We start from the raw sequence: 13,616 nt of genomic DNA on the forward strand, positions 1-13,616 counted from the left end.
CGAGGCAGGCGGTGACATCGGACGGGCGATGCACCGCCTTTTCTTTTCTTAAATTGAGAGGCTATGGAGCAAGTGGCCGATCCTTCGAGACGGTGCTTCGCACCTCCTCAGAATGAGGATGCGTGTGCTGCTCTGCTTGCGTCTGAATGCACGTCCGCCTCATCCTGAGGAGCGAGTTCGCTCGCATCTCGAAGGATGGGCCGCAATTACCTAACAAACCGGCAGTCAGCGTCAGACGGCCCTCACCCACACGGCCGTGTCGTGAAACGCCGCGCCACCATAGGGCGCCACCGGGTCGGCGCCGGTGAGCGTGTTGATGCCGCGGCCATCCTCGAAAGCATCGTTCGGCCAGATCCCTTCCGAAATCACGGTTCCGGGCGCGACGGTCGCAACATATCGCGCATGCAAAGTCACGACACCGCGCCGGTTGCCCATCTTCACCTTGGCACCGTCTTCGATGCCGAAACGCTCTGCCTCTTCCGGACGCAACCAGACCTCCGGTCGGCCTTCCTTCTTCTTCGAGCTGTCGGTCTCGTTGAACGTGGAATTCAGGAAAGAGCGGGCTGGCGATGTCACCAAGCGGAACGGATGCTGCTCGTCTGCAAGTTCGATGCTGTCCCATTGGTCCGGCAACTCCGGCATCGTCTGCCAGGGACCGAAGATTGTGCCGTCTTCCGGCTTGTTGGGAGCAGAGGAACGACCCCAGTCAGCCTTGAAGTGGAACTTGCCGTCTGCGTGACCGAAACCGTTGAGATAATGCGCCGTTTCGAAATCAGGCTGCAGATCGATCCACTTTCCCGCTTCCAGGTCTGCGAGCGTTCCATAGTTGGAATTGCGCAACAGCCAGTCGATATGGTCGCGTGCGCTCATATCGAATCCGGGGTGAGGTTTTGAGTCAACGCGCCTGGCGATCTCGTTGATAACAAATATATTTTCCCTAGGACCTTCCGGCGGCTCAACAGCTTTGGGACCCAGCATCAGATACTGGTGTCCGCCGCCTTTATAAAGGTCGTCATGTTCCAGAAACTGGGTTGCCGGCAGCACGATGTCTGCCATCTGCGCGGTCTCTGTCATGAAATGCTCATGGACGACGGTGAAGAGGTCCTCGCGCGCAAACCCCTGCTTTATCAGGTCCTGCTCCGGTGCCACGGAAACCGGGTTGGTATTTTGAATCAGCATCGCCTTCACCGGCGGACCACCAAGCAACGCCGCTTCGTCGCCCGTGAGAATACGGCCGACAAGGCTCTGGTCGAGGGCACGCACAGCCAGGTCCTTCAGCGAGCCGGCTTCGATCATTTCCTTGTTGAGCTGATAGATCGCGCCGTTGTTGTGGAAGGCGCCGCCGCCCTCTTCCTTCCAGCAGCCGGTGACAGCGGCAATGGAACTGGCAGCATGCATGCCGACTGCACCATTGCGCGACCGGGTGAAGCCGTAGCCGAGCCGGAAATAGGTCTTCTTGACCGAACCGATCAGCTGCGCCAGCTCCTCGATCCTTGAGACGTCCAGCCCCGTGATCGAAGCAGCCCACTCCGGTGTCTTCGTTTTCAGATGCGCTTCCAGCTCGGCTGGACAATCCGTGTAGGTTTCCAGGTAATCCCGGTCGGCATGGCCGTCGCGGAAGAGCACATGCATGACAGCGCAGGCAAGCGCGGCATCCGTGCCGGGTTTCAGGATGATGCCGATGTCCGCCTGCTTCATCGTCTCGGTCTCATAGACGTCAACAACAATGATGCGTGCGCCGCGTTTCTTGCGGGCGGCAATGGCATGGGTCATCACGTTGACCTGGGTCGCGACCGGATTTGTACCCCAGATGACGATCTGGTCGGAAACCGCCATTTCACGCGGATCAGGCCCTGCCAACTTGCCGGTGCCGGCGACATAGCCTGTCCAGGCCATGTTGGTGCAGAAACTGTCGAACTGACGCGAGTAGCCCTTGGTATGACGCAGCCGGTGGATACTGTCCCGCTGCACCATCCCCATCGTACCGGCATAGTGATAGGGCCAGACGCTTTCGGCCCCGAATTCGGTTTCCGCAGCCAGGAACTTTTCAGCAATCAGATCCAGCGCCGCATCCCAAGAGATTTCCTCGAAACGGCCTTCACCTTTCTTGCCGGTGCGCCGAAGCGGCTTCAACAGCCGGTCCGGGTGGTAAAGCCGTTCGGGATAACGCGCGACCTTGGCGCAGATAACGCCTGCGGTATAGGTGTTGTCCTTGGCACCATTCAGCCGGCGTACGTCGCCATGCGGATAAAAATGCACCTCCAGCGCGCAGGTCGACGGACAATCGTGCGGACAGGCGGAAAAAGTGCTCTTGGGCGGCTGCTGGGTCATGATGCCTTACTGAATTCCTCGAACATGAGCCCGGCAAGGTTCCCCCAGCGCGGCCACCTGTCAAGTCGGATGGCCGCTTTTACCCATTATCCGGGTGGTTCGTTTCACCCGCGTGGACCGAAATCCGCAACTGTTACGACCCCGTCGCCGTTGCGGTCGATCATTTCGATCCAGGAGGATGCGTTGTCGAGAAACTCGGCTTCAGAAACCTTGCCGTCGCCGTCGATATCATTGACTTCAAGGCGCATGCCGTTTGCCGGGTTTCTTGCACCTTTCCCCATTCCTTTGGGCTCATTCTCTGCCTGATCCTGGGCTCTTGCCTCATCGAAGAGGACATATTCCTCTGCATCCAGAAAACCATCGTCGTTGGCGTCGAAACTGGCAAAGACATTGCCGCGCCGTTCCCGCGCTTCTTCAGCGGTCACTGCACCGTCACCATTCAGATCCCAGTTTTCGATGAAATGCGCCCCAGGCCCTTCTGCGGCAATACATGAGCCCACGGTTGCCAGAATGAGTGCGGCTCCGAGCGTGATCGATTTCATGTGATTTCCTTTCTTTCCAAGTTTCGAATTTTTGAATGTTTCATTTCCAAAAAAGTGCGTGGATGTCACGCACTTTTTCCGTTCAGCTGCCGCTGCAGGGAGATCTCCCCCCACGCCCGGCTTCCGGCCTTGCACCGGGTGGAGGACCTCCGTTGCGCGAGCCAAAGCCTGGTCCATGGCCAGATCCAAGGCCCGGGGGCGGTGGGCGACCTCCATGCAGAAAACGTGGCGGGTGTCCGCCCTGTGCCTGAACAAGCACGACGGCAGCCTCGCTGTTGTCCGACAACGCCGCAAAATCGACCGTGGGAAGATCGCTCTCGTTCTGGATCTCGCCTCTCATGCCAGCTCGTTTCAAGCGCATGAAGCTGCTGTCGGGATTGCCCATCCAACAGCGCGGAATGAAAGGAAATGCATCCGTCAGCACATAGTGATACGTGCCGTTCGGATATTCCGGCGTAACCGCAAAACGCCCGTTGCACTGGTCAAGATCGCCGGCGCCGGCAACATAGGCCCAATCCTGTGTGAACTTGCCGTTGTAGCGCCCGCCCGGCCCGCCCGGCCCGCCCGGCCGATTGCCTTTCTTCACCCTGTAGCTGCTGTTCAGCTTCTTGAGACCCGAATTCCGCTTGGGGTCGGAATAGCCGTAAGGGCCGTAGATGGGAAAGCCGTCCGCGGCAAATCCCAACAAGGCAGGCACTAACTTACCATCCTTGGAGGCCATGACGCCGGTCGGAATGCCATGATAATGGTAGGTGCCATCCGGTTGGACATGGGCGTTGTACCGATCAAGACCCAGCTTGCAAGCACCGCCCAGCGCCTCGTAGTTCCATCCCGAGCGCCGGTCGTTTTGCCAGAACTCCGCCGTGCCAGGGTCCATGACCACACCGTTCACCGCAATGCCAAAAACCGCCCCCTGCGCCCTGGTTGCGCTGGAGTTCTTGTGCGGCACCAGAGGGACTTTCAGATTGTAGTTCTTTTTCGAAATGGAATGCGGGTTCCCGCGGTTGGGAAATTTTCCGGGCGGTTTCACCGGATAGCCGTCGGCATGAATATGACGATAGTTGCTGTCGACTGAAATGTCTGCCGACGCTTCGGCCTTCGGCAGCAAGAGGTTCCAGATTTCCTCCATAACATGCGTCTGCTCGATGGCTTGTTCACCTTCCAGTGGCGCCATGCTGTCATGCGCGGCAGCCGGTACTGCAATCAGCACTCCGGCCAGCGCTATCGATATGCGCATCGCTCTCTCCCGATCTCTTCGCCCACAAATTGAGTATGGGGCCTTTGGAAGCAGAACGCTGTCAGACAATCGCATCAAAGTGTAACGCGATGTAACGGCTGAGAGGTGGCACAAACAGAAAAAGCCGGCCCCGACGGGACCGGCTTTTCAGTCAACTCATTGCCCGCAGGTTAGCCGACGAGTTCAACACCGGAGAACCAGAACGCGATTTCTTCAGCAGCGGTTTCAGCTGCATCGGAACCGTGTACGGAGTTTTCGCCGATGGACAGGGCATAGGACTTGCGGATCGTGCCTTCTGCAGCGTCAGCCGGGTTGGTTGCACCCATGACTTCACGGTTCTTGGCAATGGCATTTTCGCCTTCCAGAACCTGAACGACGGTCGGGCCAGAAGACATGAATTCAGTCAGTTCGCCGAAGAACGGACGTTCCTTGTGAACCGCATAGAAAGCTTCAGCTTCGCGCAGGGACATCCAAACGCGCTTGGAAGCAACGACGCGCAGGCCGGCTTCTTCAAGCTTGGCGGTGATGGCACCGGTCAGGTTGCGCTTGGTGGCGTCCGGCTTGATCATGGAAAACGTGCGTTCAATCGCCATGGTTTCATCTTTCTCGTTTCAGCAGCGGGCCGGCGGAGTGCCGGTTCCGGATTTTTAAAAATTTCGCGGCCTTAATAACGGGGTGCCGTCACGCCCGCAAGGGGGCCGGGTCATGACATTTTGATGTCGGTAACCGGTTTGTGGCTCAATATGGTGCTGGCCAACATACGAACGGCTGCCTAGTCTGCGCGCAAATGCAAAGGTCGAGCGGACGGTTTGCGGCGCTCCTCTTCGGGAATGACACCATGGTCGAACTCTTCGCCCTCCTGCCGACGCTGCTTTATGCGGCCGTCGCATCGCTCTGGCTCAGCCTTGCCGCACCCTCGGTGGCGGCCAATACACATGGGACCGAAAGCCCGCAAACTTTCCCCACTTTGGCAGGGCAACTTGCCGCCCTTTCGCCCGAACAGCTGGAAGAGCTCTTCGTTTTCGTTGCGGGCAACACGCTGTTCACGCTCTACCACGAGAGCGGACATATGCTTGTCTCGGAACTGGAACTTCCCGTTCTGGCCCAGGAAGAAGATGCCGTCGACAATCTGGCCACCGTTTCCATGCTCGGCGCGGACACCGACGACATGGATCTTTATCTCACACAGGCGATGATCGGTTGGTTCCTGATTGCCGAGGAAGACTACGACGACCTGGTTTTCTACGACGAGCACGATCTGGACCAGCAACGCGGCTACAAGATGCTGTGCCTGATGGTAGGGGCCGACGAAGACGCCTTTCTGGATCTTGCCAGAGACCTGGAGTTGCCGGAGGAGCGGATTGAAAGCTGCGCCTTCGACTATGAACAGGCCTCGGCTTCGTGGGAAATCGTGACCGATCCTTATCTGAGGGACAGCGATACGCCCGGTGGCAAGATCAAGGTCGTCCATGATCCGGCAACAAGAGACCTGGAAGCCATGGCCGTTTTCCTGAAGGAAAGCGGACTGGTGGAGATGGTCGCCAAGGAATTCGACACTTTCTACGAGCTGCCGAAGACAGTCACCTTCCGCTCAACCGCCTGCGGCGAGAAAAACGCCTTCTGGGATCCGCAGACGCGGGAAGTGATCCTCTGCCATGAACTTCTCGCCGGTCTGGCCGAGATCTATCTGAGTGTTCCGGAAGAAAATGAAAAAGCTCAGAGCGAGGACTGAGCATTCTTGCGATAAGCGCCTGGCGCTTCGCCATATGCCTTCTGGAATTCTCTGTAGAAGTTCGAACGGGTCAAAAATCCGGCCCGCTCCTGTATCCGGCCGACAGGCTCATCCGTCGTAACCAGCAGTCGTTCCGCTTCCGCGAGGCGGACCAGATTGACGAACTGGCTGACATTGACGCCTTCAACTGCGTTGACGGCTCTGGATAGATCCCGATCAGGAACCCCGACCCGCCGGGCCAGCCGCGTAAGTGTGAGCGATGGATCCCGGAAGAACTCCTGGTCCACCAGAACCTTTCGGGCAGAATCGACAATCTCTGCCCGCTGCGCGTCATTTCCAACGCTCTCTTCAACCTTTGCCCGTGACTGCCCGAAGCGGGCACCCAGAACACCAAAGGCTGCTCCGACTGCAAGGACCAGAAAGAACAGGCTTGCCAGCGAAATCGCAAGCGCGGCGGCAACCTCGCTTTGCTGCGCGAACAGGTAAGCGACAAAGGCGTCGATCAGCAGTGTTGCCAGCATGATCAATATGGAAAAGCTGAGCAGATTGCGAAGCAGACCACTCTTGTTCGTCGGAGCCTGGCAAAACACATCCGGCCCCAGGCACCAGAGCCTTGCAAGCGCAAGCGCATAGACCGCGTAGCTTGCGCCGATTAACCCATCAACGTAACCGGCAACCGGCACAGGCAAATGCATTGCAACTGTCACGATGGCAGCCGCACCAAAATTCAACACCACGAGTTGCCGGGTTCTTTCACCCGAAACGGTCAGCGAGACGAAAGCCAGATAAACGGACGGCGCTATCCACACCGGCAACACCCTTTGCACGGTCAGGAGTTCGACAACCCCGAAGGCGAAGCGCGCGCCCACGAGGGCAGCTTCCAGCGTCAGCAGACCGAAGAGCCAAACGAACAGCCCTCTCGCGACAGACGGCAACGAGCGCCAGTTCAGTGCAGCGATGCCGAGTGACAGGAAGACAGCTGCAAGCAGAAAGGAGACGGGAATGCTGATCATGACCGGTATGCGCAAAGAGGCAGGTTGAACGTGCTGTCCTTTATCACGATTGAGGACAGGACCGGCAGCCTGCAGCAATTGTCAACAGATCCGCCACCGGACATTTGAAGGGCATCGCAACTCTCAGATGGATTTCCCATGTCTCCTCACCTCGCCCGACGGTACTCTTACACGCGCACATTCCTGAGTGCTGCAATCCTTGTTGCAGGCCTCATCGAACCGGTCCTGTCACAGGCACAGGACACCTCAGCCCACCCCTATGGTCCTGGTGTAACCAGTCTGACGATCGGGGACGATCGGCAGGATCGCCCTCTGGCCGGAGATCTCTGGTATCCGACACAGACACCTGGGCTCTTCAGCCAGGCAGACAAGAGCAAGGTCTGGCAGATGGCTGCTGCCGATCCAGACGGCAAACCAGCGGAAGGACGTTTCCCGCTGCTTGTCCTTTCACACGGAATGTATGGCAACACGTTCAATCAGGCCTGGCTGGGCTCGGAGTTGTCGCGGCGCGGTTACCTGGTCGCCATGATCAATCATCCGGGAACCAGTACATTCCTGCGTGATCCGGATCAGGCACGTGAACTCTGGGATCGACCGGTGGATCTATCGAGGGTGATCACTTTCCTGCTGGAAGACGAGGCAACTTCAAAGCGGATCGACCCGGACCGCATCTACGCGGCGGGACATTCTCTTGGCGGGTACACCGTGATGCTGTTGGCAGGTGCCAAGTTTGACACTGAACGGCAAACGGTAATCTGCACTGGCGAGAACCAGCCAGTGGTGTGCGGAGTTTTCGCAGGATGGTCCGTTGCCGAGACCGCCGCCGACAGGAAACAGATGTCCGTTTCGCGCAAGGATAGCCGTGTCCGGAAGGTCATCAGCATGGACCTCGGTGGCACGCCCCTGTTTTCAGAAGAAAGTCTTCACGCAATAGACATTCCGGTCCTGGTACTGGGTTCGGAACGTGCGGATATGCTGAACCAGGAAGTCGAATCCCGCGCTCTTGCGGCCGCCTTGCCTGCAAACATGGTGCACCATCTTGAACTGGAAGATGCCGGGCATTTCGACTTCATGGGCGTGTGCAAACCGGAGGCCTTCGAAATCCTGAAGGAAGATGAGCCCGGCGATGAAATTGTTTGTGTCAAAGGTTCCCGGGAGCGCGAGCATCAACACAGGCGGATAGTCGCCGAGATCCTCGATTTTCTGGAACCTTGACCTTCAAACCGGCGGGCCAACGGTGCAGCGATGCCACAGCCCGCCACCGGATCGCCCGAAGAACAGCTTTCCACTTGCATCCGCATGGGCGCTCCGCCAAACATCCGCCTCATGTTGCAGATTACGGACCTTACTTATCGGATCGGAGACCGCCTCCTGATCGACAGAGCCAGCGTTACGCTTCCCGGCAAGGCCAAGACAGGTCTTGTCGGTCGAAACGGTGCGGGCAAATCAACGCTGTTCAAGATCATCACCGGGGATCTTTCCACCGAGACAGGCTCAGTGCAGATCCCGAAGCGCGCGCGCATCGGTCAGGTCGCACAGGAAGCACCGGGGACGGAAGAAACCCTGATGGAAGTGGTGCTGGCCGCAGACAAGGAACGCAGCCAGCTGCTGGCAGAAGCCGAAACACAGACAGACCCGGCCCGGATTGCCGAAATCCATACCCGGCTCGCCGACATTGGCGCCCACACGGCTGAAGCCAGGGCAGGCTCGATCCTGTCCGGCCTTGGCTTTGATGCCGCCGCGCAGCAAAGGCCGTGTTCGTCGTTTTCAGGCGGATGGCGTATGCGCGTTGCCCTGGCTGCGGTTCTTTTTTCCGAACCCGACCTTCTTCTGCTCGACGAACCGACGAACTATCTCGATCTTGAAGGCACGATGTGGCTGGAAAACTATGTTGCCCGCTACCCGCATCAGGTGCTTCTGATCTCCCACGACAGAGACCTTCTGAACAAGGCTGTCGACAGCATCGTCCATCTCGACCGGGGTAAGATGACCTTCTACTCCGGTGGCTATGACAGTTTCGACAGGCAACGTCGCGAAGCGATGATCCTTGCCGAAAAGGCAAAGGAAAAGCAGGACGCCCAGCGCAAGCACATGCAAGCGTTTGTCGACCGGTTCCGCTACAAGGCCAGCAAGGCCCGGCAGGCGCAGTCACGCCTGAAAATGCTTGAAAAGATGCAGCCGATTGCCGCCCTCACGGATGAGAGCAGCAAGCCGATCCATTTCCCCGATCCGGACAGCCAGCTGGCACCGCCCATCCTGAAACTCGAAGGCGTGGCGACCGGCTATGGCGATACCAGGATCCTGTCGCGGCTGACGCTGAATATCGACACCGACGACCGGATTGCGCTGCTGGGCGCCAACGGCAACGGCAAGTCGACATTCGCCAAGCTGATCTCCGGACGCCTTGGCGCCATGGATGGTGAGATCACCAAGGCGTCGAAACTGAAAATCGCCTTCTTCGCGCAGCACCAGCTTGACGAACTCAAGCCTGCTGAAAGCGCCGTTGCGCATGTGCGTGCCCTCATGCTGGATGCGCCGGAGGCAAGGGTTCGGGCTCGCGTTGCACGCATGGGGCTTCCGACCGACCGGATGGACACGCCCGCGAAAGACCTGTCTGGTGGTGAAAAAGCCCGCCTGCTCCTGGGGCTGGCGACATTTGACGGTCCGCATCTGCTGATCCTCGATGAACCGACCAACCACCTCGACATCGACAGCCGGGAAGCGCTCGTGATGGCGCTGAACGACTTTCAGGGAGCCGTCGTGCTGATCAGCCACGACAGGCATCTCGTCGAGGCTTGCGCCGACCGGCTATGGCTGGTGGCAGACGGCAAGGTGGAACCCTATGACGGCGATATGGAAGACTATCGCCGACTGATCCTGCAAGGTCCCGAGGCGGTTCAGAAAGCCCGTGACAAGGCCGCCGCAGAAGCCGACAAGGCAAATGCACAAGAAAAACGCCGCGATGCTGCCGTTAAACGCGAACTTCTGAAACCGTTGAAACAGAAAATCGATGCCGCTGAAAAGGAAATGAAGCGCCTGCAGGAAAAGATCATCAAGCTGGACGAAGCCCTTGCCGATCCGGAATTCTTCACGAGGGAACCCGAACGGGCAGCGAAATTCGCCAAGGAACGGGCCTTCTGCGAAAAGAAGCTGATCAATACCGAAGAGGAATGGCTGGAGCTTTCCGCCGAATTCGAGGAGGCTTCCTGATGGCCAAGATCACGACACTCGGCTTCGATGCAGACGATACGCTCTGGCACAACGAACGGGTGTTCAGGCTGACGGAAGAACGGTTCGCCTCATTGCTCGGCGACTACACCGACAAGGATCACCTGGCCGAGCGGCTGCTGGCCGCGGAAAAACGAAATGTCCTGCATTACGGCTACGGCGTTAAGGGCTTTACCCTTTCCATGATCGAGACAGCGATCGAGGTCACCGACAGGCAGGTGCCTGCCGATGTCATCGCCGAAATATTGGAAGCCGGGCGCGAGATGATGTCCCATCCCGTCGAGCCTCTCCCTTACGTCGAAGAAACGCTGAAAAAGGTGAAGACGTCTTTCAAGCTGGTCCTGATCACCAAGGGGGACCTGTTCGACCAGGAGCGCAAGGTGACAGCCTCCGGCCTCGATGTCTATTTCGACGCAATCGAGATTGTCTCGGAAAAGACCGACGAGACATACCGCTCACTGTTTTCGCGCCACGGCAGCGGCCCGGGTGAAGCGCTCATGATCGGCAATTCACTGAAATCGGACATCCTGCCGGCACTGGATGCCGGAGCATACGGTGCTCACGTGCCCTATGACCTGACCTGGGCATTGGAAGAGGCGGACGAGCCACGTGGCCATGACCGGTTTTACCGACTGGACCACATTGGCAAGGTTCCGCAGCTGCTCGCTCGCCTGAGTTGAATAGCGGTGTTACGGCCGGAAAATTCCTGTCGGAAGTGAAACCAATTAAAGTCTGACGGGTTGTCGTAAGTGAACATTCAGACACTGCGGGCACGTTTGCGGAGTTACCGCGGGCGTTTTCGCAAAGCTCGATTTTTCGCACGCTTCAGACCAGGATACGTAATGCCTCTCTCCAGAACCGTCACCCTATTCCTCGGCGCAACAGCGCTCGTCGTTGCCCCTTCCCTGTCGCCGGATGTGCCTTCACTTTCCTTCCATGTGGACAAGGCCTTCGCCAAGAATGGCAATGGAAACGGCAATGGCGGCGGTGGCGGCGGGAACGGAAATTCCGGCGGCAATGGTGGCGGAAACAAGGGAAATTCCGGCAACAAGGGCAATAGCGGCAACTCCAACCGCGGTGGGAACTCCGCTTCCAACGGCAACGGCAACAAGGGCCTTGGGATCTTCAACCGCGGCAATGGTTCCAAGCAGGCCAAGTCGAATAACGGCAACGGAAATGGAAAAGGCCTCGGTGGCTTTCTGAATTCCGTATTCGGAACCGAAAATTCAAAGAACTCCGGCAAGCGTCAGACCGCCTCCAGAGGCAACAGCGGCACCGCGAGCCACCGGCTTCCAAAGGCTGAACGCGCGACACTGGCAAGCATTGCCGTGACCCCGCAGGCAAGCCCTTCAGGCAAACCGAAGAACTTCAATGCAAAGCTTGGTCGGTTGAATTCCCTCAATCGCAATTACCACGCCTATATCAATTCCAACGACCCGCATCTGGCGGCCATCCAGGCCTACATAAATGACAGCCTTGCCTTCGAGCGGCTTTCCGCAGATCTGCAAGGCCTCGAACAGGACCTCCTGACCGCACGTACGCTGTTCGACGGGTTGCTTCAGGACGTGGACAGCTATGACGGCTTCGCCTACGAAGGCCTGACCTCGCAACAGCTCGAAGACCGGCTTGCCGAACTTGAAAGCCTTGATACGGCTGAATTGTCAGATGACGAGCTGACCGCTCTCGAAACTGAAAGACTAGCGCTTGAAACTGCTCTTCAGAGCGACGCCTATTCGGATTTCAAAACGGCTGCAACCAACTACGAAACGGAAAAGACCGGCCTGGATGGGCTGGCCGCTGATGTTTCTGACGAAGCGTTGGAAGAAGCACTTCTGGCGATGGCAAACGAGAACCGCGTCCGGGAATATGGCGACGACTACGTCGATGAGGAAATGCTCGACTGGGCCAAGCAGGTTCTCGGGGTTGGCGATTACGACGGCAAGATCGATGAAATCCGCGAAGCAACCGAGACCCCGGACGACGGCACGGACCCGATTGATCCCGAAGAAACCGCCGTCAACGACGATGGTACGGACGGTTCGGACGCCGATCCGGATGAACTGCGCCTGATCTCGACGTCCAACTAGCACCAATACGGCGGGGCGGTCTGTTTCAGTCCTTTTGCTCGACAGGACCGCCCTTCTCGACCCAGTCTGCGAACCCGTCTGTCAGATGGGCAGCTTCAAAGCCCATATCCTGAAGCGTCGCGACAGTGAGTGCAGAGCGCCACCCTGCGGCGCAATGGAAGATGAAGCGTTTTTCCTGCGAGAAGACCTCCTTGTGATAGGGGCTCTCCGGATCCACCCAGAACTCGATCATGCCGCGTGGGCAATGAATGCTGCCCGGAATGAACCCGAGCTTCTGACGTTCACGCACGTCTCGCAGGTCTACGAACACCACATCCGGGTCTCCTACCAGGGCGATGGCAGCGTCGGTGTCGACTTCCTCAATCCGCGCCTTGGCTTTGGCGACCATGTCGGCCGATGAGATCTTCAGCTTCTTCATAAGGCTTTCCTCCAATATCGGCATCGCGCACCGATGCGCGTCTCACTTGTTAAAAGATTGCTCGCCCAACTCAGGGTCTGTGACGGCCTAAGCCTTGCGTTCCCAACCGCCGGCTTCGGTCTGTTGCCAGTAAGCGATTTCAAACCCTTCCGCCTTGGCTTCCTTCCAGCGATTGCGCGCTTCCTGAACAGCCTCGGTATCGTTGCCATCAAACATGTAGATCGCCCGCTTGTAGGCGCTCAGCGGTGGCGGCGCTGCCCTGTCCACCAGGAAGCGCACGTCCGCTTCGTTCGGATTATCCTGCTCGGACGTGAGATATATCGGCTGATGTTCGGCGTAACCGTCTGCCTTGGTGCCATGTGGCAGAAAACCGTCGTCGGTAAAGGTCCACAAATGGGCATCAAGGGCGCTGCATCGCTCCTCGGTTCCCGTTTGTACGACAACTTTCCAATCCCGCTCCAGGCACTTTTGCAGAAGCTGCGGCAAAGCCATCTCCAGTGGCTTGTGCAAAAGGTGATAGAATACAACTTCAACGCTCATGCCGGACCCTGTCTAGACACATCCTTGTACCTTCGCTTTCCGTTTTCCACCGCCATGCCGGAATGTGGTGCAGGCCTGCAACACTCGCCTGTTCAAATTCCCCCGACGGCAAACATGACATGGACAGGCCATAAGACTCGTATCATTAACCCTTCGAAAATGTCGATTGGCTAGGGTTCGTCCCCGGGGACGATCCAATGATCATTTGATTTGGCCATGGATCAAAAAATTTGGCCGGTGAGCGGTTTTCCCGAGCCGGCGCAAAAGGGGATTTGGTGAATGCTTGCGCGTGTCGTTGTGTTTTTCGCATTGGTTGCTGTCGTTGCAGGCGCGACACTTGGCATGGGTCTTCTGGTTGAACCGGCAACGGCCTGCCAGACCTACAAGACCTGCTGATCCAGGGTCGACAGCCAGATACGAAAAACCCGCCTTCCCGGCGGGTTTTTCTTTGCCCAGCGGCATTCCAGTCCTGGCGCCCTCCACCAGTA

The 13,616-nt window shown here is 58.0% G+C and carries 12 protein-coding genes; 5 read left to right on the plus strand and 7 right to left on the minus strand.

Annotated features, from left to right (window positions below; genetic code table 11):
- Window positions 1–231: 231 nt before the first annotated feature.
- The 4 genes from FIU93_RS23440 to ndk all read right to left on the minus strand — a co-directional run bounded on the left by FIU93_RS23440 (window position 232) and on the right by ndk (window position 4,703).
- Window positions 232–2,331 (minus strand): molybdopterin oxidoreductase family protein, encoded by a 2,100-nt coding sequence (locus FIU93_RS23440; RefSeq protein ID WP_152506931.1) that lies wholly within the window; start codon window positions 2,329–2,331, stop codon window positions 232–234.
- A gap of 104 nt (window positions 2,332–2,435) precedes the next feature.
- Window positions 2,436–2,873 (minus strand): EF-hand domain-containing protein, encoded by a 438-nt coding sequence (locus FIU93_RS23445; protein ID WP_152506932.1) that lies wholly within the window; start codon window positions 2,871–2,873, stop codon window positions 2,436–2,438.
- Window positions 2,874–2,955: 82 nt separating this feature from the next.
- Complete coding sequence (locus tag FIU93_RS23450) at window positions 2,956–4,110, minus strand: YHYH protein (protein WP_152506933.1); 1,155 nt, start codon at window positions 4,108–4,110, stop codon at window positions 2,956–2,958.
- Between the two features lie 170 nt (window positions 4,111–4,280).
- The gene (gene ndk / locus FIU93_RS23455) at window positions 4,281–4,703 is read right to left on the minus strand and encodes a nucleoside-diphosphate kinase (protein WP_031270733.1); all 423 of its coding nucleotides are present in this window, start codon (window positions 4,701–4,703) and stop codon (window positions 4,281–4,283) included.
- Between the two features lie 245 nt (window positions 4,704–4,948).
- On the opposite strand from ndk, the gene FIU93_RS23460 reads away from it, so the two are divergent.
- On the plus strand, window positions 4,949–5,842 hold the full coding sequence (locus tag FIU93_RS23460) for a DUF4344 domain-containing metallopeptidase (RefSeq protein WP_152506934.1): 894 nt from the start codon (window positions 4,949–4,951) through the stop codon (window positions 5,840–5,842).
- Here FIU93_RS23460 and FIU93_RS23465 read toward each other — a convergent pair.
- On the minus strand, window positions 5,827–6,855 hold the full coding sequence (locus FIU93_RS23465; protein WP_152506935.1) for an AraC family transcriptional regulator: 1,029 nt from the start codon (window positions 6,853–6,855) through the stop codon (window positions 5,827–5,829). The genes FIU93_RS23460 and FIU93_RS23465 overlap by 16 nt on opposite strands.
- Before the next feature lie 138 nt (window positions 6,856–6,993).
- Here FIU93_RS23465 and FIU93_RS23470 point away from each other — a divergent pair, with 138 nt between their 5' ends.
- From FIU93_RS23470 to FIU93_RS23485, 4 genes are all read left to right on the plus strand, one after another.
- Entirely contained in the window at window positions 6,994–8,070 is a 1,077-nt protein-coding gene (locus tag FIU93_RS23470) for an alpha/beta fold hydrolase (RefSeq protein WP_152506936.1), read from the plus strand.
- A 111-nt stretch (window positions 8,071–8,181) separates the two neighbouring features.
- Window positions 8,182–10,065 carry an ABC-F family ATP-binding cassette domain-containing protein gene (locus FIU93_RS23475; protein WP_152507688.1) on the plus strand — a complete coding sequence of 628 codons (1,884 nt, stop codon included), beginning with the start codon at window positions 8,182–8,184 and terminating at the stop codon, window positions 10,063–10,065.
- Complete coding sequence (locus tag FIU93_RS23480; protein WP_062489046.1) at window positions 10,065–10,763, plus strand: HAD family hydrolase; 699 nt, start codon at window positions 10,065–10,067, stop codon at window positions 10,761–10,763. The genes FIU93_RS23475 and FIU93_RS23480 overlap by 1 nt, the downstream gene beginning before the upstream one ends.
- A gap of 162 nt (window positions 10,764–10,925) precedes the next feature.
- Window positions 10,926–12,170, plus strand: a complete 1,245-nt coding sequence (locus FIU93_RS23485; RefSeq protein WP_152506937.1) for a hypothetical protein — start codon at window positions 10,926–10,928, stop codon at window positions 12,168–12,170.
- Between the two features lie 25 nt (window positions 12,171–12,195).
- Here FIU93_RS23485 and FIU93_RS23490 read toward each other — a convergent pair whose 3' ends face one another.
- Together FIU93_RS23490 and FIU93_RS23495 are read right to left on the minus strand one after the other, a co-directional pair.
- Window positions 12,196–12,588: a rhodanese-like domain-containing protein gene (locus tag FIU93_RS23490; RefSeq protein ID WP_152506938.1), complete on the minus strand. Its 393-nt coding sequence runs from the start codon at window positions 12,586–12,588 to the stop codon at window positions 12,196–12,198.
- Between the two features lie 87 nt (window positions 12,589–12,675).
- Window positions 12,676–13,128 (minus strand): DNA polymerase III subunit chi, encoded by a 453-nt coding sequence (locus FIU93_RS23495; RefSeq protein WP_023003980.1) that lies wholly within the window; start codon window positions 13,126–13,128, stop codon window positions 12,676–12,678.
- Window positions 13,129–13,616 lie beyond the last annotated feature (488 nt).

It is taken from the genome of Labrenzia sp. THAF35 (assembly GCF_009363595.1).
Classification (GTDB): domain Bacteria; phylum Pseudomonadota; class Alphaproteobacteria; order Rhizobiales; family Stappiaceae; genus Roseibium; species Roseibium algicola.